Origin of the sequence: Nitrosospira sp. NRS527 (assembly GCF_018406445.1) — a bacterium.
In the GTDB taxonomy this organism is placed as follows: Bacteria; Pseudomonadota; Gammaproteobacteria; order Burkholderiales; family Nitrosomonadaceae; genus Nitrosospira; species Nitrosospira briensis.
This window is the reverse complement of record NZ_AP024515.1, coordinates 2861189-2884960: the sequence shown is the minus strand read 5'-3', so window position 1 is coordinate 2884960 and position 23772 is coordinate 2861189. Positions and strand designations below refer to the sequence as shown.

Genomic DNA, 23772 nt, shown 5'->3' with positions numbered 1-23772 from the left:
CGCTGAATGTCCGGCGCGGTGAGTATTGGCATAAATGCTGTCAGATGATTTTGCGTAAGATATTATTTTTGATTTTAGTGGTGGCGTTGTCGCTCGTGCCGGTCCTTCAGGCGGCGCATGCCCTCACTCACGTTGGCGACGCCGATCTCATCGGCAACGTTTATGCCGATGGTGGTCAGGAAGAGAGCGGGCTCCATCCCGACAGCGACCTCGACGGAGACAAGATCTGTCTTGACTGCCTGGCGCTGACAGGATTCAGTATTGCTGTTGCCGTTCTGCCCGTTTTCTTTTTTGATCAGATGAGGCGCCAGTCTCCGCCGTATCTGATATCGCCGCCTATCCTCCTCCGTTTCTCTTCCCCTTATTTCACCCGCGGGCCCCCGCAAGCGTAATTTCCCTTCGTTTTTCGTTAATAGTTGATCTTGAACGGCACTCGTCATTTTGACGTTGCCGATCCATTCACGTCGTGCCCCTTTCGTGCTCATCGAGGCTGATGGCTATCGACTAGGGCGCGGCGTAACTGGGGTATTGAAACCCCAGGTTCCCCTTTTCAGAAAGTCAGCATGAACTGTTCAAGTTGTGGTTTGGACGCATTTCTACAAAGTGCGCAGGAATTATCGAGATTAATTGTCACTATGACGGTGCTTGCCATATTCAGTATGCCCCATGCTCAGGCTCAGCAGAGCAGCCAGAACAAGGAGAGCAACCGGGACAAGGTATTGCAACCGGTCGTTGTGACTGCGACGCCATTTGATAATCGGAGCGAGCTTGATATGGCTCAGCCTGTTTCAGTATTGCAGGGTGACGATTTGCGCCGCAAGCGGGAAGCGAGCTTGGGCGATACACTTTCGCGCGAGTTGGGTGTGGCATCCTCTTCCTTCGGTCCGGGCGCAGGCCGTCCGATCATTCGCGGCCTTGACGGCCCTCGTATCCGAGTACTGGAGAACGGCATCGGTACACTCGATCTCTCTACCATCAGCCCGGATCATGCGGTAACGGTTGAATCTTTCAACGCCTCCCAAATCGAGATACTGCGAGGTCCGGCGACATTGCTCTACGGCAGCGGCGCATCCGGCGGCGTGGTCAATGTCGTCAGCGGCCGAATCCCCAGTCAACTGTTTAAATCTCCCAAGGGGGATGTCGAGATACGAGGCAATACTGCAACAGCGGAACGTAGCGGCGCTTTAAACGCATCTGGCAGCGTTGGAAAGGTATCCTGGAGCGTAGGAGGGTTCAGGCGCAAAACCGATGATTATCACATTCCCGGACGAGCGAATGAAAGCAACCTCCACAGTAAAAAGGGAATCGTTGAAAACAGCGCAGTCAATTCGGCCAGTGGTTATGCGGGTGGTTCTTACATTGGCGAGAAAGGATTTTTGGGTATATCGGTCTCGCACCTGGAGAGCAAATACGGCATACCCAGCCCTGAAGGCTCAAAGATCGATCTCAAACAGACCCGTTATGATATGTCAGGTGAGCTGAATGAGCCGCTCCGCGGCTTTGATCGGCTGAAGGTGCGCGTAGGCTACAACGATTACAAGCATAATGAACTAGAGAGTACCGGCGAAATCGCCACCCGATTTAAAAACCAGGGGTTGGAAAGCCGCGCCGAGCTTCTGCATGCACCGATAGCAAAGTGGCAGGGAGCATTCGGTTTCCAATTTCAGGATCGTAATTTTTCCGCCTTGGGCGAGGAAGCCATAGTGCCTGTTACAAAATCCAATTCCGCCGGCCTGTTCCTGGTCGAAGAGCGGAACTGGGATCGTTGGCGGCTGGAGCTCGGCGGCCGGATCGAGCGTGCGACGCAGGATCCGCAGAACAATATCAATCCGTCACGCGCATTCAACCTCTATAACGTCTCCGCGGGCACCTTGTGGAAATTCATGGATGGCTATGGGCTGGGCCTGACTGGCACGCGGGGGCAGCGTGCACCATCTACCGAAGAACTGTACATGCATGGGGCTCACCGTGGCACCGCCACATTCCAGACCGGTGACAGCACTTTATCCAGCGAGACCACCAACAATATCGATCTTGCTCTACGTAAGACCGCCGGCATGGTGAAATGGAAGGTCAATGTGTTTCATAACTGGATTGAAAATTACATTTTCGTACGCAGTGCCGACATCAATGGGGATGGCATGGCGGATCGCGTCGACGATACCGGAACGCTGGATCCCAATGGCGATTTTCTGGTACAGAATTTCGCGCAGACCGGAGCGAGATTTTATGGCGCGGAAGCAGAAGCCATCTTCACATTGAAACCCGACACCATCGACTTGCGGCTGTTTGCCGACTATGTGCGCGGAAAACTGAATAATGGAGGCAACGTTCCCCGTATCACTCCACCACGGTTTGGACTGGAATTCAACCACAGGACCGGACCCTTGACAATGAACGTAAGCGCGACTCGCGTGATGCGTCAAAGCCGCCGTGCCGCGCTTGAAACCAGCACTCCAGGATACACCCTGGTGAATGTCGAGGTGACTTACCGTATCAAGGAAACAAAATCGAACGGTATCAAAATCTTCGTTCAGGGCAAGAATTTGCTTAATGAAGAGATGCGCGTGCATACCTCTTTCCTGAAGGATTTTGCGCCGTTGCCGGGGAGGTCGCTCGTAGTGGGCCTGAGAGGTGAATTCTAGTAGCCTGTCGGACTTGAAGAATCGGAGTTTTTGCAGCCGATTTCCTTTAAGTCCGACAGGCTGCTCGCCATTGCATCGCAAAAATGGCTGTATCTGAGCCGAAATCTGGCTAAAGCCCTGGAGCGCTATTTCAGGTTAAAAAAATTGCCGATACCATCACCGCAATATGCGTTTATCTATTAAGACATGGCGGAATGTGGCAAACTATCAGGTTACCCCATATTCGGTATGTTGATCCGTGCCTTCGTACGAACTCTTTATCGGTTTGCGCTACACCCGCGCCAAACGCCGTAATCACTTCATCTCTTTCATTTCCCTGATTTCCCTGATGGGTATCACGCTTGGCATGACAGCTCTTATTACGGTCATGTCGGTTATGAACGGCTTTCAGAAAGAGGTCCGGACGCGCATTCTCGGTGTGGCGTCCCACATTCAGGTGAGCAGCGTCAACGGCTCATTGACCGACTGGCGCAAGGTCGCCGATGAGGCACTCAAGCATCCCGAGGTAGAGGCTGCCGCACCTTATGTCAGCGCGCAAGGCATGGTTTCGTTCGACCAGGTTGTCAGTGGCGTGGTGGTTAGAGGTGTCTTGCCGGACATGGAGGACCGCGTAGCCGATCTGGGGCGAATGATGATAGACGGCAAGCTCGAAGATCTCGTGCCGGGAAGATTTGGCATTGTCATCGGCCGGGAACTGTCGCGCGCCCTGGGCGTATTCACGGGTGACAAGATTGTCCTGATTTCGCCGCAGGGACAGGTCACTCCGGCAGGCATATTGCCGCGCCTCAAGCAATTCACAATTGTCGGCATCTTCGAAGCAGGACATTTCGAGTATGACTCGGGTCTGGTACTGATCCATCTGGCGGACGCACAAAAGTTGTATCGCATGGAGGAAGATCAGGTATCGGGTGTACGGTTGAAGCTGGATGATCTGTTCCAGGCGCCGCAAGTAGCGCGAGAGCTTGCGCCACTGATTTCCGCGGATGTTTATATCACCGATTGGAGCCGACAGCATGCCAATTATTTCCGCGCAATCCAGATTGAGAAGCGCATGCTGTCGCTCATTCTCGCCCTCATCATCGCGGTTGCGGCATTTAATATCGTTTCCACCCTGGTCATGGCCGTAACCGACAAACAGTCCGATATCGCGATACTGCGCACGCTGGGTGCCAGCCCGCGAAGCATAATGAAGGTTTTCATCGTTCAGGGTACGTTGATCGGTATCCTCGGTACCACATTGGGCGTGATCGGCGGCGTGCTGCTGGCATACAACGTAGAGGCGGTGATAGCGACTATCGAGCGCCTGTTCAGCGTGCAATTCCTTTCGCGGGAGGTGTATTACATCAGCGAGATTCCATCGGACCTGCACTTCGCCGACGTGATAACCGTGGCTGCGGTATCGTTTGTGTTGACATTGCTGGCGACGCTTTATCCGAGCTATCGAGCTTCCAGGGTCAACCCCGCAGAAGCGCTGCGGTATGAATAAAACGATTATTGCCTGCCGCAATCTGCGCAAAAGTTATTATCAAGGCAAACTTGAAGTGCCGGTACTTTTGGGAATAGACCTGAATGTGAAAGCAGGAGAAACGGTTGCGATCGTCGGCACGTCGGGTTCCGGAAAAAGTACACTGCTGCATCTGTTAGGGGGGTTGGACGCACCCACGGGAGGCGACATACGCATCATGGGGCAGGAAATTGCCGCCATCAATGAAGAAGAAAGATGCCGTTTACGTAATAGATCGCTCGGTTTCATTTATCAGTTTCATCATTTGCTGCCTGAATTCAGCGCACTGGAGAATGTCGCCATGCCATTGCTCATTCGACGCATGAAGAATACTGAAGCATATGAGAATGCGGCGAAAGTTCTGGCGCAGGTGGGCTTGGGGCATCGCATTTCCCATACGCCGGGAGAACTCTCGGGTGGTGAGCGCCAGCGTGCGGCGGTGGCGCGTGCGCTGGTCACCCGGCCTGCCTGTGTTCTTGCGGATGAGCCTACCGGTAATCTCGACCGGCGCACCGCGGCAGGGGTTTTCGACCTGATGATGGACCTTAATCACGACGTGGGCGCAAGCCTTGTCATCGTCACCCACGACCCGGAATTGGCCAGGAAGGCTGGCAGGATACTGCACCTGGAGGATGGTATATTGGCCGAGTAACACGGCAACGTATCTGCTTCGATATGTCGCTATCCGTTGCCCTGCCTGAATACGCTGATGAATCCATTAGTATTCATTCCACGTGGTCGCTGTGCTTTATACCCGCACGTCGTTTTGCCCGCTTGCGCCATTCATGAATAGTGTATAGCCGCCATCCTCCACGCACGAGGAGATAGCCCGCGAGAGAGAGTAACAGCGCCAGCAGGAACATACCCAGCAGTAGAGGCTTTCCGAGCGAGACCACCCAGTCCATCAATGCCGGTATCCACTCGCGAATGTCCTTATCCATCAGGTGCAGCTCTGTTTGGGGCATATTGCCGGTACCATTCCCCGTGACGAACGCGCCAATGGCGTACGCGGCCATATAGATGGGCAGGATAGTGAGGGGGTTGGAATAGAGCGTGGTAACCACCGCTACCGGCAGATTCACCTCAAAGATGATGGCAAACAAAGCGGCAAAAAAGAATTGTATCGGATTGCTGCCGGGAATCAGGCCGGCGAACAATCCAACGGCGACGCCACCCGCAACTGAACGCCGGTGCAGATGCCACAGATTGTGATGGTGCAACCGTTCTCCGAATAGTCCGACAAATCGATTCTGCCGAATGATCTCGTGAGAAGGTAGATATTTTTTGAAGAATTTTCGAACCATGGGATGAGTGTACGGAAATACTCGCGGACCATGCAAACATAATAACAACTTGTCGGCAAGAGACAATCCTGACCAGAAACCCATCCAGCTTAAAGAAAACAGCCGCCGCTGCCGCGGCTCTTCGTGACACCTACACACTCAACAAACCGACGCTTATCGTATACCTGAAGCCGCGATCCGATCCAGGCCGGCATTATCTTGTCAGTAGTTCAGCATCCCTTCTTGTCATACGATTCTAATCGCGGAAATTACTGATGCGAGCATATATTCTGGCATTTGTTCTTGGAGTATGGCTGCTGCAACAGCAGGCAGAACTGCCGAATCGATAAGCATGGGTGCTCCTGCCTGGCGCGGTGTGCTCGCTCTTGCTCTCGCGCTGCCGGGCCAACATTTTTACCGTAACGGGCAAAGTATTATTGGCTGGTGTCTTACTGAGTATAGGATTTTTCTGGGCGGCTGCTTTCACCCGGTCGCGCTTGGCCGATACGCTTCCGCATGAATGAGAAGGGCGCGATATCCAGTTGCTCGGGATAGTTCGGAACTGCCGCAAGTCAATGAGAACAGCGTCCGTTTTGCTTTCGAAGTGGAGCGCGTGCTGAGCGAAGAAGCATCGTTCCCGCGCGCATCTCCCTCACCTGGTATGAGGAACGGAGGTCTTGAAGGTATGAATAAAACGCTATTTCTTGAAAACCTAGTAATTTATAATGTATGCTTAATAAATAAATAAATATTTTCCACTAGGACCCAAGGAAAACCACTATCCGATCGTGAACCTGAAATAGTACTTATCGCAGTCGCACAAGGCAGAAAACGCTATTAAAAGTAATCATAGTCATGACAACTTATACCAATGCGTCCAATATGCATCGCCTTGAAACGGCAATGCAGCAATGGGTTGAACTGCTGGGTGCGGAGCACGTGCTTAACGATGCGGAAACGCTGGCTGTTTATGCACGGAGTACTTCATCATGCGGCACTCAGCCTTTGGCCGTTCTACGTCCTCCCTCTACCGAAGATGTTGTCACGATCGTAAAAATTGCGAGCGCTTTTTGTATCCCTCTTTATCCCATCAGTCGGGGAAAGAATTGGGGCTATGGAGATGCCTGCGCCGTTACGGACGGACAGGTCATTGTCGACCTCAGCCGAATGAATCGAATTATTGAGGTCGACCAGACCCTGGCTTTTGCTGTGATCGAGCCTGGTGTTACTCAGCAGCAACTTTCGATGTATTTACTGGACCGCAAGATCCCTTTGTGGATGGACTGCACCGGGGCCGGTCCCGACACCAGCCTCGTTGGTAATATCCTGGAACGTGGCTTCGGGCATTCTCCTTATGGCAATCGCTTCCAAACTGTGGCTGGCTTGCAAATTGTGCTCGCAAATGGACAAGTTCTTCAAACGGGTTTCGGGCATTACCCGCAAGCCAAGACCACTTACTTGTTTCCCTACGGTGTAGGTCCTTATCTGGATGGGTTGTTCACGCAATCGAACCTTGGTATAATAACCAGGTTAGGAATGTGGTTAATGCCCGCATCAAAATGCATCAATCACTTTCTTTGTTTTATCGAGAATCATGAAAATATTAAACCAGTCGTTGATGCGCTACGTCCATTGCGTATGGATGGCACGCTGCGAAGTAATGTTCATATCGGTAATGACCTTAGATTGATCTCCGGGGGTCGATCCTATCCCCTGGAATCTGCGAGGGGCAATATTCCTTTGCCTGCGGATTTGCGAAAAGCGCTCCGCATCGAAGCAGGAGTGGGAGCTTGGACCGTATCTGGCGCGCTCTATGGCACACCACGGCAGGTTTCCACTACGCGTAAAATCCTCAGAAATGCACTCAAGGGCACAGGAGCTACACCTGTTTTTCTCACCCAGCGAAGACTCGCATTTGGCGCGATGATTGCACGCATGTTGGGTAATTCAGCGCTAGCGTCGCGTCTAAAAACCAAGATTCAAGTTGGCAACGCTCTTTTTGACATGAACAGAGGCATTCCTAATGGGAGATTTCTCGCGGGTGCTTACTGGCGTAGGCGCGCTGGTCTACCCTCAAATTTTCCTAGGAATGCCGATCCGGCTGCGGACAATTGCGGATTTTTATGGCTTTCTCCGGTTATCCCTATGCGGGGGGAAGACGTGCTGCGACTGCACGCCATCATTGAGCCTATATTCGAACAACACAGGTTTGACCTCTTCATTACCTTTAGCATGTTTAATGAACGTGTTCTAGGGACTGTGATTACCATAGCTTACGACAAGGAAGAAATTGCGGAAACCGAGCGGGCGCAAGCATGCTATCGTGCATTGTTCCAATCTGTCATGGAAGCCGGCTATATTCCTTATCGCGTGGGTATCCAATCCATGGCGGACCTTGACCAAGGTTTCGACAACTTTTGGAGTACTACTAGAGCCATAAAAATGGCTCTCGATCCTCAGGAAATTATTGCGCCAGGGCGTTACCAGCCGGACCGAGCACTCCACAATGCTTCCCACAATAATATGACCTAACCAGGGCCTTGCTGCGCCAAGATGGTTGGAATAGGAAAATAATTCTTTCAGCACTAAAGTTACGCAAGATATTTATTAATTTTTATTATTTTTGATCATGGAGACTTTATGTCCACTGCCGGAATCGTTGGCACGCTAATACGTGAACTCACCACCGGGGAATCGAGTTCGCGTATTCCCGAACCGGAGCTGGTAATGGATGACCCTGAGAAGGTAAGTGCCTTCGTACGCGCTGGACGCGAAGCTGCGATTGTTGCCCCAACCTATCTTTTTCATTGCGCGCATCTCTGTGAAGTCATTTGCCCCGGTGAGACAGTCGTAGATCTAGCGTGTGGGCCGGCTACCCAGTTGGGCATGGTGGCGCAGATGAATCCGAGTTCTCAATTTATCGGTATCGATCTGTCAGAGGGAATGCTTAAGGAGGCTAAGGACCATATTAAAGAGCTTGGCCTGAAGAATGTTGATCTAAAAATTGGTGATATTACCGATTTGAGTCAGTTTAGTGACGGGAGCATAGGCACGGTATTTTCCACGCTATCCCTGCATCATTTACCAACGGTCCATGCTCTGGAATCCACGTTTTCAGAAGTTGCCCGCATCCTAAAACCGGATGGCGGTATTTACCTGTCCGATTTCGGACATTTGAATTCGGAAAAGTCCATGCAACATTTTGCGTACCAGCACCGGGAGCGACAACCCGAACTCTTCACAATCGACTATCTCAATTCTTTAAGGGCAGCCTTTCATTTGGCTGATTTCCAGCGCCTGAGCGCAAAGTATCTGGCGGGCCGCGCCCGCCTTTATTCGACGTTCTTAATACCCCTCATGGTAACGATAAAGAGTCCCAAACGTCGGCAAGTAGAGATGGCGTTGACGCAGAAATTGGCTGAGTTGCGGCGTGCCCTGCCTATTCCCCAGCAACGCGACCTGAAAGATCTGATCAGTTTGTTCAAGCTTGGCGGGCTAAAATCGACTTTATTGGCGTAATGATGAAACGCGCAAAAGAACTGGTGCACGACTGAAGAAAATCGGGGGGAAAGAATCCCCCCGGTAAACATGCTCCACCGATGGTTTATGCCTTGCGACGCCGGCGTACCATTCCCATCCCAACATCCCCAATATTTAACAAGTTCAATCCTCCTTTGCGAGGAAGCTTGGCTATGGCATTTGTGGCACTGGTCATATATTAGTAAAATAGATGAACTCAAGTCCCTCGATTGCTATGCGCTGAAAAATCCTGCTAATGGAATCCCATCAACTGGCCACTTAAGCATGGACCGCATATGTTCATTAATGGATGTTGTCCAGCGGAAGCACCTCTCGCCCAATCACATCATTAAAAGGAAATCTACTCATGTCTCATAAATCTTCAGATGAACTAGATCTCGATTCATTTTTTCTGATTTCTGCAGGACATACCGCTTTTCAGCTACTGTGGGCAGGTGTTGAACTTGGACTTTACGACTTTTTATCCAAAGAATTACAAAGTTCATTTGATGACATTGCCAATCATCTTAATTTGGAGCCGCAGCCTACTCGAATATTACTGACGGGCTTAACAGCTTTGAAAGTCATTAAGAAAAAAAATAACCAATATACCAATGCGCAATTGACTGAACAAATGCTTGTCACCAATAAACCAGATTCATTTGCACCTGTTTTGGGTTGGCAGCGGTATATTGTTTACGAAGGACTTATAGATTTTGTAGACTCGCTTAGGAAAAACGACAATATCGGTCTAAGGCGTTTCCCTGGAAAGGGCAAGACTCTTTATGAACGTCTTGTCAATGATCCCTTTAAAGAAGAAGTTTTTCAGAAGGCGATGAGCGCTTTGTCACACCAAGCCAATTTCTGTTTATGCGATTTAGAGGCGCTGAAAAATATACATCACTTGGTTGATGCCGGTGGTGGCGACGGGACAAATGCAATTTTTCTTTGTAACAACTATCCTGATATGAATGTCAGCATCTTCGATTCTGAGTCAGTATGCAAAATTGCAATGCAACAAGTGGAAAAAGAAGGTCTGTCGGAACGCATAAAAACTTATACGGGTAATTTTCTTAGTGATCCTTTCCCAGACAATATTGATGCGATTTTATATTCTCACATACTTACTATCTGGTCACCTGAAACTAATTTGCGATTATTAAAAAAGGCTTACGAAGCCTTGCCAGAAGAGGGAAGTATTATAATTTTTAACATGATGGGAAATGATGATGATAGCGGCCCAATAAGCACTGCCCTTGGCTCACCCTATTTCCAGGCGATTGCCACTGGTGAGGGCATGCTTTATTCGTGGGCTAATTATGAAGCTTGGCTTAAAGCAGCGGGTTTCTTAAAAATTCAAAAATATGATGAGTTGCCGCTTAAACATGGCATATTGATTGGTACGAAATAGAGTAAGGATCTCTGCACAACTGAACTGATTAGACGGAAATGAATCAGAATTGGAGACGAGACAAGGAAGGGTAAGCAGATGCAAACGAGTTTGGATTGATGGAAATGGAAGTGCGCAAAAACCGCGATAGCGCATTGATGAAAGCCCATGCATTGATAGAAATGACAGAAGTTGCGCCGGGAATTTGAACAAGTCTATAAGTGGCTGCGGGGCTTTGATACGGAGCAGAAAATGGCAAAAAGAGCCAGAGGACGCACTCGCGGTATTCAAAGCCAAAGTGGCGCTGGCGGCGATAGCAGGTGACTTTGCTACGCAAGATATTTATTAATTTTTATTATTTTTGATCATGGAGACTTTATGTCCACTGCCGGAATCGTTGGCACGCTAATACGTGAACTCACCACCGGGGAATCGAGTTCGCGTATTCCCGAACCGGAGCTGGTAATGGATGACCCTGAGAAGGTAAGTGCCTTCGTACGCGCTGGACGCGAAGCTGCGATTGTTGCCCCAACCTATCTTTTTCATTGCGCGCATCTCTGTGAAGTCATTTGCCCCGGTGAGACAGTCGTAGATCTAGCGTGTGGGCCGGCTACCCAGTTGGGCATGGTGGCGCAGATGAATCCGAATTCTCAATTTATCGGTATCGATCTGTCAGAGGGAATGCTTAAGGAGGCTAAGGACCATATTAAAGAGCTTGGCCTGAAGAATGTTGATCTAAAAATTGGTGATATTACCGATTTGAGTCAGTTTAGTGACGGGAGCATAGGCACGGTATTTTCCACGCTATCCCTGCATCATTTACCAACGGTCCATGCTCTGGAATCCACGTTTTCAGAAGTTGCCCGCATCCTAAAACCGGATGGCGGTATTTACCTGTCCGATTTCGGACATTTGAATTCGGAAAAGTCCATGCAACATTTTGCGTACCAGCACCGGGAGCGACAACCCGAACTCTTCACAATCGACTATCTCAATTCTTTAAGGGCAGCCTTTCATTTGGCTGATTTCCAGCGCCTGAGCGCAAAGTATCTGGCGGGCCGCGCCCGCCTTTATTCGACGTTCTTAATACCCCTCATGGTAACGATAAAGAGTCCCAAACGTCGGCAAGTAGAGATGGCGTTGACGCAGAAATTGGCTGAGTTGCGGCGTGCCCTGCCTATTCCCCAGCAACGCGACCTGAAAGATCTGATCAGTTTGTTCAAGCTTGGCGGGCTAAAATCGACTTTATTGGCGTAATGATGAAACGCGCAAAAGAACTGGTGTATTGACTGAAGAAAATCGGGGGAAAGAATCCCCCCGAAAAACGTGTTTCACCGATGGTTTATGCTTTGCGACGCCGGCGTACCATTCCCATTCCAAACAAGCCAGCCCCCAGTAGCGCTAAGGATGCTGGCTCGGGTACAACCCCCTCCACGACCCTGGAGCCGGCCTGAGTATGAGAATCGATTGTCAGAATATACCTGTCGGTACTATTCAGCACCGGCGAGACGTTGCCTCCTAGCGCAGAGAAAGTGGTGGAAGGCAACATATATTGGACAGAGCCCGGGGACGCTATAGAGAGACTGGAGTCAGCGTTGAGCTCGGCTGGTTGAAAAGTATAAATCAGCACATTGGTCGGCGCCGCTATAGTACCAATATCTCTAATGCTTATAGAAAAAGAGAACCCCGCAGTAGAAAGTCCGTTAATGGCATCTGCCGCTAGCGCAACCTGTGTTAGCCCCAATGCGCTAGCATTAAACGTCAACGAATCGGCACTGGCCAACTGAAACTCGAATTGAGTGCCGGTACCAGCGGTTGTACTTCCATTGCCATCCGCAGTTTGATTGAGTTCGATTTCCGAGACTTGACTGGAGCTCGCCGAACTTCCGACTGGCGTACCTGTAATGATAGCGCCGTTCAAATCCATATCGCCCCGCGCAAATTGTATCCCTGGTATTGGAACAACCGGGTTCGGTGCGATTACAGTGACTTGCGGGGTAAAAGTATTATTAGCCGGGCAACCCGCGCCTTGGCACGCCTGCGGAAGCGCAACATTGCCCGGAATTGGGCCTAGACTATTACTGGTGGAAGCCGCGCCATTTAACGATGCGGTGTCAGAACCAAGGTTTCCAATATTGATTGATGCAAAGTCAGAAACACCATACTGGGTTCCCCCGGAATTGCTTATCGTAAGGCCGTTGACCGACAACTGAGAAAACGACAGTGCACCTGCATGGGAATTCGACGCGATTCCCAAACTCAAGGTCGTGGCAACGGCTACGGTTATGATATTTTTTTTAAAAAGGTTCATGATCATGATTGACACTCCATGGTAAGAGAACTAATTTTTTCAAATGTCAACCCTCTTGATTTCTTGAACATCAGCTCATTGCTGCTTTTCTTTTACTCTCCTTCACGCAATTTCCATACCAATAACATTATATCTTTTAACATCAAATAGTTAAAAAGCAATGTAAAATTAATTCCAAGGAAGTGTAAAAATATTCGACATTCAATTGAAATCTTATGCCCACAATTGCTGCTTAGTGAGTGCAGCGGCTTGAAACCGGTGGACAACATCCGCTAAAGGATCGTAAGCCATTTTGCAAAAGACTCGACGTCGCTGCCTGTTGCCTATTTTTGGTAGACAAATGCTTGTTTGGCAGCGTTAAATTGGCGAGGAGGTGGAAAAAAACAGATGGGACCGAAGATCTCAGCAGCTTAGCTGGAGAGGAAAAAAAACCTAAAACCAGATCAATAATGCACATCAACATCTGTAAAGAATCTCGACAGAATGTCCTGTTTGATTTGATTCCTTATGGAAAACTGTTGTCATCCAGTCTGGACAACTCGGGTGCAACATGGGTATTGTGGAATATACCCCGTGCCGATCCGGTCGTATCAGGTTCTTCCCGTTTCGAGCCTGCCAGTGATACCTAACTCATCCCGTGGCGAGAAAAAATATGGATAAAATGATTTTTCCTGCCCGTGCTGTTCCATTAACCCGCCAAATTTACGGATTTGCCCAGACATATATTCGAGCTTCAGCCTGAGTAATACAGCAGGCGCATTGACTCGTGTACAAACTCTTTTTTCTCCGAAGTTTTCAAACCCAAGCATTTTTTTGTAAAACATGGCATGTCGGGGGTTGACTTCTATCACCCAGTCAGTAAAACCAAAAATATTATGCGCGTAGATATAAGAAATGTGGATCAGCGAGGCAAAAACTCGTTTGGGAATGTTATCTTCAATTGCCAGTCTGGATGGCTCAGATAATCTACGTCCCCGCAAACGAAGTTCGTCAAGCTTGTCACGAAAGTTTTCATCCGCCGGCAAACCGATATCTGCGTCAAGACAAAGCGTCATGGTAGCAACGGTTTTTCCTTCAGTGTCAGCGACTAATATGATCCGATTTGGCTCATTATCCGAGAAAGGATCAATAGAATAGCCTCTCCAACCATACCGTTTACGGATCAACAGAGAAGCCGCTTCCCGCCTACCTTCCGAATTTACCATCCGGATATTAAATACCTGCTGATCGGTCACATGATCAGAATTAACATCGGAACTTGACTCCTGAATGCACATTTCTCTTAACTGGGGAGATGATGAGCTAAAAGAAATAATTGTTTCTTCGTCCTGAGGCATGAAGATATGCGTTTTAGGGCTTAAGGGATAAGATGTTTGTTTAGGGCTTAAGGGATAAGATGTTTGTATAGTATGCATGACCTTATATGGATGTGATGAAGAATCTAGTATGGATGTGATGAAGAATCTAGTCGAAGCATAAGCAATTCTTGTGCCATAGGTATTAATTATTAATTATCAATAAGATACTTTGTAAGCGAAAGGAAGTACTGTCTCCGATATTGGGGAAAATTTATCAATTATTTATCTCTGCCTGATTTATAATGCTTTTTTTTGTCGTCATTTAGAGACAAGCGATGTGTTCCCGCCTCAGTTAATTCGCCATCGAAAAATGAACGGATGACGTTTATATCCGTGGTAAGAGAGATACCCAGCTCCGCAAAAATTAGCCAGGAGACGATGCTCGCTTTCGGCGAAACTTATCTTTAATGGTAGGGGCGTTGCATGACGGAGAAACGTTTCACTATGGAGCAGATTGGCGTGGGGCCGAGGGATCCCGAAGCTACCAGAGACGCTAGTTTCGATACGCTAGCCTTCGATATAAATGGTATTTTGTTCGAAGTCTCGCGCGAAGTGTAAGCTCGTTCGCGTAAATCTATAGAGGACGAATAGCAGAGATTGGAGTCGTCCTGTTCATTGAGGTACTTGGGTTAGCATTTATATCATCCACACCTGAAGAGTGTGGCTCTTTGGTGCTCCTGGAACCCGGAATCTTTGCCCTGCTATGTGTTGGGCTAGCAGCGATTCTATACATCCGTAAATATTCATTAGCAGTTTTACCTACGTCAGCTATTGATATGCCTTCAAAGCCCCAACCTCCAGCTAGTCGATTTTAATTTTAGCTTGAAGCTCCTGTTATTTACCGCAGAGCATCTCTCCATCCGCTAACTTCACACGTCAGTATGGGTTTTAATAGCGGCACAAACCTTTAATGCAAGTCCGCATCCTTGCGTTTGCGCTCGGAGTGGTGTGGTTGCAGCAGCAGGCCTCGCTGCCGGAAATTTCATGGGCATGGGCACTATTGCCCGGGGCAGCGTCGGCATTTCTGCTCTGTCGTTCCCACGAGCCATTTTTTATAGCTGCTGGCAAGGTTCTGCTTGCCGCTATTTTCTTGAGCGCGGGATTTTTCTGGGCGGCTGTTTTCGCCCAGTCGCGCCTGGCCGATGTGCTTCCGCACGAATGGGAAGGGCGCGATATCCAGTTGATCGGGGTAGTTGCGGAACTGCCGCAAGTCAATGAGAACAGTGTCCGTTTTGCTTTCGAAGTGGAGCGCGTGCTGACCGAAGAAGCCATCGTTCCTGCGCGCATTTCGCTCGCCTGGTATGGGGAGCGGGGAAAGCAGGTGACGATCTCCGAGACCGCGCCGCCGCAGGTCAATGCCGGCGAGCGCTGGCGTATCACGGCCCGGCTCAGGCGTATGCATGGCAGTGTCAACCCCCACGGCTTCGACTTTGAGCAGTGGGCTCTGGAGCGGAATCTTCGCGCCACAGGCTACGTGCGCAAAGATGACGAGAATATGCGCCTGGAAGAAATGGTCGATCGCCCGGCTTACCGGGTTGAGCGCCTGCGCCAGGATATCCGCCAGCGTTTCATCCAGGTATTGCCCGACCATGCCTATACCGGTGTCCTGGTGGCGCTGGCGGTCGGCGATCAGCGCGCCATTCCACGCGAACAGTGGCAAGTATTTACCCGCACCGGGGTGAATCATCTCATGAGCATATCCGGGCTGCACGTTACCATGGTATCCGGACTCATTTTTGCGCTGGTGTATTGGCTGTGGCGCAGGAGCGACCATTTGACGCTGTGGTTGCCGGCACGCAAGGCGGCAGTCGTCGCGGGGTTGGCGGCAGCGCTGGGTTACGCTCTGCTTGCAGGCTTCGCCGTACCGGCGCAGCGTACCGTGTATATGCTCGGGGTAGTCGCCATCGCTTTGTGGCTGGGCCGTTTCACCTCCGCCACGGCGGTACTGGCCTGGGCATTGCTGGCGGTAATACTTCTTGATCCGTTGGCGGTACTTTCAGCGGGCTTCTGGTTATCGTTTGGTGCAATAGCAGTCATCATGCTGATATCGGCCGGGCGTATCGGCAGAATCCACTGGTTATCCGGCTGGGCCCGGGTGCAATGGGCAATAACGCTCGGCCTGATACCCCTCCTTCTGGCCATGTTCCAACAGATATCGCTGGTTTCGCCTATTGCCAACGCCATAGCGATCCCCCTGGTGAGCTTGGTGGTGGTTCCCTTGACACTGCTGGCTACTTTCCCGCCGCTCGATTTCATGCTGTTGCCCGCGCACTGGGTGCTGAGCGGCTGCATGGAGGCAATGCGGTGGATGAGCGATGTGCCCCAGGCGGTCTGGAGCCAGCATGCGCCGCCCACGTGGGCAGTAGCAGCCGGCGTGGCCGGAATTTTCTGGATGCTGCTGCCGGGAAGGCTGGGGCTTACCACAGGTTTTCCCGCCCGCTGGTTGGGGATGATAGCGCTGCTGCCGCTATTTCTGGTCCTTCCCCCTAAACCTGCATCGGGAGAATTATGGCTGACGGTGCTGGATGTTGGCCAGGGGCTCGCGGTAGTGGCACGCACGGAAAATCACGCGCTACTCTATGATACGGGTCCGGGGTTCAGCGCAGAGGCGGATAGCGGAAGCCGCACTATCGTCCCTTTCCTGAGGGGCGAAGGTATAAAGCAGCTTGACGGCATGATCGTGACACATGCCGACACGGACCACAGCGGCGGCGCATTATCGGTGCTGGAAGCGGTGCCGGTGGAATGGCTGGTCTCGTCTTTGAGAGACGACCACCCGATACAGCGAGCCGCTTCCTCGGGATACCGATGTCGTGCCGGGCAATCGTGGCAGTGGGATGGGGTTCGCTTCGATATGCTCCATCCGCTGGAGCATAATTACAGTGAGCCCAAGCCCAAAACCAACGCATTGAGCTGTGTGCTAAAGATCACCACCGCCCATGGCAGCGTATTGCTGCCCGCTGACATCGAGAAAAAAATCGAGTATCAGTTACTTGCCCGGGACGGCGACGCGCTCTCCTCGACGGTGCTCATCGCACCCCATCACGGCAGTAAAACCTCTTCAACGGAGGGGTTTATACGCCAGGTGAATCCCAGGCTGGTAATATTCACCGTAGGTTATCGCAACCGCTTCGGGCACCCCAGAGATGAAGTGATGGAACGCTACCGGTCTCTTGGAAGCAGACTGCTGCGTAGCGATGCCGATGGCGCGATACTGTTGCGCTTTGCGGATAATGATTTCGCTGTGGAAACCTCGCGCATGCTGCGGCGCCGCTATTGGCAGGATATCCCGCAATATTGACTTAAGGCATTATTACGTTGCGTTGCTATCAAGCAGGATAATATCTCTGGATTCCCCCTTCGGGGACGATATTCCTTTAAACCCGTTCCCCGGACAACTGCAAAAACTGAAAAAATGCGCGATGAGCTAACAGATAGAGATTCAGGGATTTCTCCGGCTTCTTCCACAACGCTTTCTTCCGGCAGCGGAGGTTGGGATGGATTTTGCTGGCCAGAAGCCACCGCGGCCATGTTTTCCCCCGGTGAAATCGACATGCTTGGGCGTGCGCTGGATTTTTGCCATTCACTTTATAAAGACAAATACCTGTCTACCGGCGAGTTGGTTACTCAGCACATACAGGGCGCAGCATGGGTCCTGGCATCATTACGGGTCGATAGCGATACGTTGGCCGCTGGAATACTTTATGCGGTACCGGATTATCTGGATGGATACGAGGAAAAATTGCATGCGGCGTTCAATCCCACCATAGCTCACCTTGTGGAAGGGGTGGCACGGATGGGCCGCATCCGAACGTTGGGGCCCGGAGGCGCCTCGACCGCGGGAGACCGCAATGCGCAAGTCGAGGCATTGCGCAAGATGCTGCTGGCGATGGTGGAGGACATTCGTGTCGTTATCATTGCCCTTGCGGATCGTGTGCAGACGATGCGATATATCGCTGCGAATAACGTTCCGACAGGCGCGGAGATTGCGCACGAGACGATGGATATATTTGCACCGCTGGCGAATCGCCTGGGGTTGTGGCAAGTGAAATGGGAGTTGGAAGACTTTTCATTTCGGATCGTAGAGCCGGAACGCTATAAAAAAATCGCCACATTGCTCGAGGATACGCGTCGCGTTCGGGAACAATATATCGCCCTGATGGTGGATAACCTGCAGAACGAATTGCAGCAGGCAGGAATCAACGCTGAGGTTACGGGCCGCCCGAAGCACATCTACAGCATCCACAAAAAAATGAAACGCAAGGGTGTGGACTTCAAGGAAATCCATGATGCTCGTGCAGTAAGGATTCTTGTGGACAATGTGAAGGATTGCTATGCCGCGCTGGGCGTGGTGCATAATCTTTGGATACCGATTCCGAAGGAATTCGACGACTATATTGCCAGACCAAAAGGCAACGATTACCGGTCTCTGCATACCGCCGTGATTGGTCCGGAAGATAAGGTGGTTGAGGTGCAGATCCGTACACACGAAATGCATCGTCATTCCGAGATGGGTGTGGCCGCGCATTGGCGCTACAAGGAAGGGGCGAAGCGTGACGCCAGGTATGAAGAAAAAATTGCCTGGTTGCGGCAGATACTGGAATGGAAAAATGATGTCGAGGACGCGGGAGAACTGGCCGCGCATTTTAAAGTCGCGCTGTTTGAGGACTCGGTCTATGTACTGACGCCGCAGGGCAGGGTCATTGCCTTGCCCAAGGGTGCTACGCCGGTGGATTTCGCCTACCACGTGCACACCGATCTCGGTCACCGCTGCCGTGGCGCAAAAATCGATGGTGTCATGGTGCCGCTTGATTATCCACTGCAAAATGCGCAGAAAGTGGAAATCATTTCGGGTAAGCAGGATGGGCCGAGCCGTGATTGGCTCAATCCTGTCCTGGGTTATCTGAAAAGCCATCGGGCGCGATCGAAGGTCAGGCAGTGGTTTGGCTATCTGGAGCGCGAGGCTTCGTTGGCACAGGGCCGGGTGCTCGTGGAAAAGGAATTGCAGCGCTACGGTATGACAGCGCTATCGCTGGATAAGCTCGCCGGTGAGTTCAAGTTTCCCAAACTTGACGGGTTTCTGGCCGCTGTTGCCCGGGGCGATATCAGTAGCCGTCAATTGGGCGTGTATCTAAGCGGCGTGACCGGAACAGTCGCTCCGGACCTGGAGTTGACCGAGGGTAGCAAGACCGTTGCACCATCCAGCGGCGGTATTCTTGTTGCGGGTGTCGACAAGCTGCTCACTGTGTTGGCAAAATGTTGCAAGCCTGCTCCGCCTGATCCCATCATTGGATTTGTCACCCGCGGACGCGGCATTACGATACACCGTCAGCAGTGCACCAGTTTGTCCCGTCTAAGTGAAGAAAGTGCCAAGCGAGTCATTGCGGCAGACTGGGATGTATCGGACGATACAACGAAAGCGAAAGGCGAGCGCTATGAGGTCGATATCGAGGTCGAGGCGCAGGACAGGCAAGGATTGCTGCGTGATATCTCCAATATCCTGCTGCGCGAGAGAATCGATGTTACCGCCACCCGAACCCAAAGCCGGGATCTCGCAGCGATGCAATTTACCGTGAAAATCAGCGGCCTGACGCAGCTTAACCGTGTTCTCGGGTTGATACAGCATGTTCGAGGGGTGATATCCGCCTGGCGGAAATAGAGCGTACGCTAGCAGCCTGTCGGACTTAAAGGAAATCGGCTGCAAAAGCATCTCCAAAGCGTCTGGACGGTCCATATTTCGCCGCTTTTTCGGCCAATAGAATAACTATTGGCCTTAAAAATCCTCAAGATCTGCCCTCGCCCAACCACTTTTTCGCTGCGATTCTTCGAGCCCGACAGGCTGCTTGAGCCCGGTCGCAGTATCGAATTATTCACTTTTATGTCGTCCAGTTGAATGCTTCGTGATCAAGTTGGCTAATGAATCGGTAAGCAATTCAATTGAGTTCGATTCCACGTACTCATATGGCTGCGTATCTTGCAGCTTCTCCGGCAGGACAATTCCTCGAAGCAGTTATCTAAGCCGTTGACGCTTGCAATGTCAATTGCTGCATATTACATATATCGGATTAATCCTATAATTATCTGATTTTATGTGTTTAATTTCCTGGAAGGCTCCCTGTGCGCCGTCTGATCCGGGCATTTGGCACCCTTGCAAAAAACCCTATTCTTTTCCTTGACTTTGCCTATCGTTTTATTTACAGTGGGCAAAAGTGGGTAAAAGTGGAGGAAATTTCCGTATTCCTTCCGGAAAATAAAGGGGCAAAATGTTTCGCGGTGGGACACCTATCAGCCTGGATAACAAAGGTAGACTTGCGGTGCCTGCGAAATATCGCGAAGGTCTGATATCTCTTTGCGCCGGTCGTTTGGTTATCACCGCTGATCCTTCCAGTTGTTTGCTGGTTTATCCCCAGCCCGTGTGGGAACCGATAGAGCAAAAACTCAACAGTCTTTCCAGCTTCAATCCACAAACGCGTAGTCTGCAGCGTCTTCTCGTTGGCAACGCCAGTGATGTGGAGATGGATGGCGCAGGCCGCATTTTGGTGCCGCCTCCCTTGCGTCAGTTTGCTGGTTTAAGTAAAGACGTGGTTTTGGTGGGGCAAGGCGCCAAATTCGAGTTGTGGGATGACGAAAAATGGAGGCTCCAGATCGAGAGCGCGCTCGTTTTCAAAGACGGCATTCCGCCGGAGCTCGATGGTTTTTCACTCTAATGCTGTGGTTGAAAAGTATATGCATACCGCAGTTTTGCTGCATGAGGCGGTGGATGCGCTGGCCATCAAGCCGGACGGAATATACGTGGATGGAACCTTCGGTCGTGGTGGGCATAGCCGGCTGATACTGGAGCAGTTAGGAGAAAATGGAAGGCTGATAGCGTTCGATCAGGATCCTTCCGCATTTAAAGCTGGGCAGTCTCTCGAAGACGAGCGGTTCCATATGATTCATGGCAGCTTTTCGACGATGCAGGAGATCTTGCGGCAATTGGATGTGGATCGGGTGGATGGGATATTGCTGGATTTGGGGATGTCTTCGCCGCAGCTTGAAGAAGCCCGGCGTGGCTTTAGTTTTCGCCTGGATGGTCCGCTCGATATGCGCATGGACACAAGCCAGGGGCCGACGGCCGCGGAGTGGCTCGCTTCCGCTCCCGAAACCCATTTGGAAGAGGTGATCAGGAACTATGGCGAAGAGCGGTTTGCTAAACAGGTTGCAAGAGCGATTGTTGCGGCTAGAGGTCGGCAGCCCATCGTCACTACACATCAGCTTGCCTCGATCGTGGCATCGACCGTGCGCTCGCGCGGGCGGGAAGATAAGCAGAATCCGGCGACGCGCACTTTTCAGGCTATACGGATTTACCTCAATCAGGAGCTTGAGAAGCTGTCGCTTGCCTTGCCGAAATGCGTGGAGATGCTGAACGCCGGCGGCCGGCTCGTCGTGATCAGTTTTCACTCGCTGGAAGACCGGACAGTGAAACGTTTTATGCGTGAATTGGCGGATTCGGACAGGCTGCCGAAGGAATTGCCGCTACGTGAAAAGGAAGTGCAACTTTTGAGTCGCCAAAAATTGCGTTTGATAGGCAAGGCGATACGTCCGGATACGAAGGAAGTCGCCGGCAATCCCAGGGCCAGGAGCGCAATAATGCGCGTGGCGGAGCGAATAAATACGACATAGAGGAACAGCCACAGCGGCGTTCCCGGTTAATGAGAGACTGATGTGGCCAGACTGAATATTCTGTTGACCTTAATTCTCATCGCCTGCGCGTTGAGTGTTGTGACTTCACAGCACAAAGCGCGCAAGCTTTTTGTAGAGCTCGAAAAAGAGCAGGAATTGGCACGACAGCTGGCGGTGGAATGGGACCAGCTTCAGCTTGAGCAGAGTACCTGGGCAATGCATACGCGTGTTGAAAAAATCGCTACCGGGCAATTGCACATGCGTATGCCCGATGCATCTCGCATCCGGATTGTTCCGTTTGGGATTCCCTTCGGTCAAGCCGATCCCGTGGAGGCACCGGAACCATGAAGTTTGATCATGCAATATATCTCGTGTTGCCTGCGGGGCGTTCGCGCCTGTTGCTGGCATTGCTGCTGCTGGGGTTGGCGGCCTTGGCGGGGCGCGCCGCTTATCTGCAGGGAATGAACAACGGATTCCTGCAACAGAAAGGCGAGTCACGCTATAGCCGCGTACTCGAAATGAGCGCACACCGCGGCATGATTACGGATCGGCATGGCAAACCGCTCGCGATCAGTACGCCGGTAGAATCCGTATGGTCGAGTCCCCAGGATATGCACGCCACATCCGAGCAGCTGGGAAAACTGGCCAACCTGATCGATGTGGATATCAAGGAAATTCGTCGTCGCATCGATGGGCCGCAGCGCGATTTCGTATACTTGAAACGGCACTTGTCACCCGAGGTCGCCGCCAGGATAGTCGAACTTGACATGCCTGGCATATTTCTAAAACGTGAGTTCCGGCGATATTACCCAGCGGGCGAGCTGACCGCTCATGTGCTCGGGTTCACTGACGTGGATGACAAGGGGCAGGAGGGACTGGAACTGGCATGGCAGGAAGAGCTTGCAGGCAAACCTGGAAGCCGCCGTGTGATCAAGGATCGCAAAGGACGTATCGTCGAGGATGTGAAGAGTATCCGGGCGCCCAGGTCAGGACAGGATATTGCCTTGTCGATAGACAGCAAAATCCAATATTTCGCTTATCGTGAATTGAAACAGGCGATGGAAACGCATAAAGCCAAGGCAGGGGGAGTCGTAGTATTGGATGCGCAGACGGGCGAGGTGCTGGCGCTGGTCAACCTGCCGGCGTATAACCCCAACAACCGGACAAGCTTGAACGGTTGGCGTGCCCGTAATAGGGCCTTTACCGACGTCTTCGAGCCAGGCTCGACGCTGAAGCCATTCACCATCGCGGCAGCGCTGGAGTCGGGCGGAATCAAGCCCGACACTATTTTTGAAACAGCGCCAGGTACATTCTCCATAGGCAAGGCGACAATACGCGACTCGCATAAGGAAGACGCATTGACGGTCACGCAGGTGATCCAGAAGTCCAGTAATGTCGGTTCCGCGAAGATTGCCCTGTCGCTGCCGCCACAAACGTTGTGGGGAATGTTGAACGATGCGGGGTTTGGTACGTCAACGGGCTCGGGATTCCCCGGAGAAGCCGGCGGTAAGCTACGTCCCTACCGTACATGGCGCCCCATCGAGCAGGCAACGATGTCATACGGGCACGGCATCGCGGTGAGCCTACTGCAGCTGGCGCGCGCTTATACATTGTTCTCAGCGGAAGGGGAATTGAAACCGATTTCGTTATTGAAGCTTGAATCACCCTCGCCGGGCAAACGCGTCATATCGCGCGACACTGCTTTGGCTGTGAGCCGCATGCTGGAAATGGTGGCGCAGCCGGGGGGCACCGCGCCGCAAGCGCAGGTCAGCGGTTATCGGGTGGCGGGGAAAACGGGTACCGCGCATAAACTGGAAGGTAATGGTTATGCAAAAAACCGTTACCTGTCGACATTCGTGGGTTATGCCCCGGCTTCCAATCCCCGGTTCGTTATCGCAGTAATGCTGGATGAGCCGTCCGCTGGGAAATATTTCGGCGGCGTGGTAGCGGCACCTGTGTTCAGCCGGCTCATGGATGGCACGCTGCGCATGTTGAATGTACCGCATGATGCACCCGCAGATAAGGTAATGTCTCTCACTGCAGCACCAGGATTGAATGGTGATGTATGAGCTCAAGCCCTGACGCTGGAGGCAACAGGTT

General features: G+C 51.5%; 18 protein-coding genes. 14 read left to right on the top strand and 4 right to left on the bottom strand.

Annotated features, from left to right (window positions below; all coding sequences use genetic code 11):
* Window positions 1-74: 74 nt before the first annotated feature.
* Window positions 75-485, bottom strand: a complete 411-nt coding sequence (locus KJS40_RS12835; RefSeq protein WP_213538281.1) for a hypothetical protein — start codon at window positions 483-485, stop codon at window positions 75-77.
* Between the two features lie 78 nt (window positions 486-563).
* Between KJS40_RS12835 and KJS40_RS12830 the strand changes: the two genes are divergently transcribed.
* From KJS40_RS12830 to lolD, 3 genes are all read left to right on the top strand, one after another.
* Complete coding sequence (locus tag KJS40_RS12830) at window positions 564-2645, top strand: TonB-dependent receptor (RefSeq protein WP_244859600.1); 2082 nt, start codon at window positions 564-566, stop codon at window positions 2643-2645.
* Between the two features lie 238 nt (window positions 2646-2883).
* Window positions 2884-4131 (top strand): lipoprotein-releasing ABC transporter permease subunit, encoded by a 1248-nt coding sequence (locus KJS40_RS12825; RefSeq protein ID WP_213538280.1) that lies wholly within the window; start codon window positions 2884-2886, stop codon window positions 4129-4131.
* Window positions 4124-4801 carry a lipoprotein-releasing ABC transporter ATP-binding protein LolD gene (gene lolD / locus KJS40_RS12820; RefSeq protein ID WP_213538279.1) on the top strand — a complete coding sequence of 226 codons (678 nt, stop codon included), beginning with the start codon at window positions 4124-4126 and terminating at the stop codon, window positions 4799-4801. Before KJS40_RS12825 ends, lolD begins: the two co-directional genes overlap by 8 nt.
* 73 nt (window positions 4802-4874) lie before the next feature.
* On the opposite strand, the gene KJS40_RS12815 is transcribed toward lolD, so the two are convergent.
* Window positions 4875-5369, bottom strand: a complete 495-nt coding sequence (locus tag KJS40_RS12815) for a DUF2062 domain-containing protein (RefSeq protein WP_244859599.1) — start codon at window positions 5367-5369, stop codon at window positions 4875-4877.
* A gap of 918 nt (window positions 5370-6287) precedes the next feature.
* Here KJS40_RS12815 and KJS40_RS12810 point away from each other — a divergent pair.
* The 4 genes from KJS40_RS12810 to KJS40_RS12795 all read left to right on the top strand — a co-directional run bounded on the left by KJS40_RS12810 (window position 6288) and on the right by KJS40_RS12795 (window position 11598).
* Complete coding sequence (locus KJS40_RS12810; protein ID WP_213538277.1) at window positions 6288-7964, top strand: FAD-binding oxidoreductase; 1677 nt, start codon at window positions 6288-6290, stop codon at window positions 7962-7964.
* Window positions 7965-8159: 195 nt separating this feature from the next.
* Entirely contained in the window at window positions 8160-8951 is a 792-nt protein-coding gene (locus KJS40_RS12805; RefSeq protein WP_213538276.1) for a class I SAM-dependent methyltransferase, read from the top strand.
* A gap of 367 nt (window positions 8952-9318) precedes the next feature.
* Complete coding sequence (locus KJS40_RS12800) at window positions 9319-10362, top strand: methyltransferase (RefSeq protein ID WP_213538275.1); 1044 nt, start codon at window positions 9319-9321, stop codon at window positions 10360-10362.
* A gap of 444 nt (window positions 10363-10806) precedes the next feature.
* Window positions 10807-11598, top strand: coding sequence for a class I SAM-dependent methyltransferase (locus KJS40_RS12795; protein ID WP_213538274.1), 792 nt, complete (start codon window positions 10807-10809; stop codon window positions 11596-11598).
* 85 nt (window positions 11599-11683) lie between these two features.
* On the opposite strand, the gene KJS40_RS15405 is transcribed toward KJS40_RS12795, so the two are convergent.
* Window positions 11684-12658 carry an EDSAP-1 family PEP-CTERM protein gene (locus KJS40_RS15405; RefSeq protein ID WP_244859598.1) on the bottom strand — a complete coding sequence of 325 codons (975 nt, stop codon included), beginning with the start codon at window positions 12656-12658 and terminating at the stop codon, window positions 11684-11686.
* Between the two features lie 584 nt (window positions 12659-13242).
* The gene (locus tag KJS40_RS12785) at window positions 13243-13989 is read right to left on the bottom strand and encodes a long-chain N-acyl amino acid synthase (protein ID WP_213538273.1); all 747 of its coding nucleotides are present in this window, start codon (window positions 13987-13989) and stop codon (window positions 13243-13245) included.
* A gap of 444 nt (window positions 13990-14433) precedes the next feature.
* Between KJS40_RS12785 and KJS40_RS15510 the strand changes: the two genes are divergently transcribed.
* The 7 genes from KJS40_RS15510 (at window position 14434) to KJS40_RS12755 (ending at window position 23741) form a co-directional block, all read left to right on the top strand.
* Window positions 14434-14568, top strand: a complete 135-nt coding sequence (locus tag KJS40_RS15510; RefSeq protein ID WP_269430507.1) for a hypothetical protein — start codon at window positions 14434-14436, stop codon at window positions 14566-14568.
* A gap of 352 nt (window positions 14569-14920) precedes the next feature.
* On the top strand, window positions 14921-17311 hold the full coding sequence (locus KJS40_RS12780) for a DNA internalization-related competence protein ComEC/Rec2 (protein ID WP_213538272.1): 2391 nt from the start codon (window positions 14921-14923) through the stop codon (window positions 17309-17311).
* Between the two features lie 114 nt (window positions 17312-17425).
* Window positions 17426-19669: a bifunctional (p)ppGpp synthetase/guanosine-3',5'-bis(diphosphate) 3'-pyrophosphohydrolase gene (locus KJS40_RS12775; protein ID WP_213538271.1), complete on the top strand. Its 2244-nt coding sequence runs from the start codon at window positions 17426-17428 to the stop codon at window positions 19667-19669.
* 604 nt (window positions 19670-20273) lie between these two features.
* A complete protein-coding gene (gene mraZ / locus KJS40_RS12770) occupies window positions 20274-20717 on the top strand; it encodes a division/cell wall cluster transcriptional repressor MraZ (protein WP_025040826.1) in 444 nt (147 codons plus the stop codon).
* Between the two features lie 19 nt (window positions 20718-20736).
* On the top strand, window positions 20737-21672 hold the full coding sequence (rsmH, locus tag KJS40_RS12765) for a 16S rRNA (cytosine(1402)-N(4))-methyltransferase RsmH (protein WP_213538270.1): 936 nt from the start codon (window positions 20737-20739) through the stop codon (window positions 21670-21672).
* A 42-nt stretch (window positions 21673-21714) separates the two neighbouring features.
* Complete coding sequence (gene ftsL / locus KJS40_RS12760; RefSeq protein ID WP_213538269.1) at window positions 21715-22020, top strand: cell division protein FtsL; 306 nt, start codon at window positions 21715-21717, stop codon at window positions 22018-22020.
* On the top strand, window positions 22017-23741 hold the full coding sequence (locus KJS40_RS12755) for a penicillin-binding protein 2 (protein WP_213538268.1): 1725 nt from the start codon (window positions 22017-22019) through the stop codon (window positions 23739-23741). Before ftsL ends, KJS40_RS12755 begins: the two co-directional genes overlap by 4 nt.
* The last annotated feature ends 31 nt before the right edge of the window (window positions 23742-23772 follow it).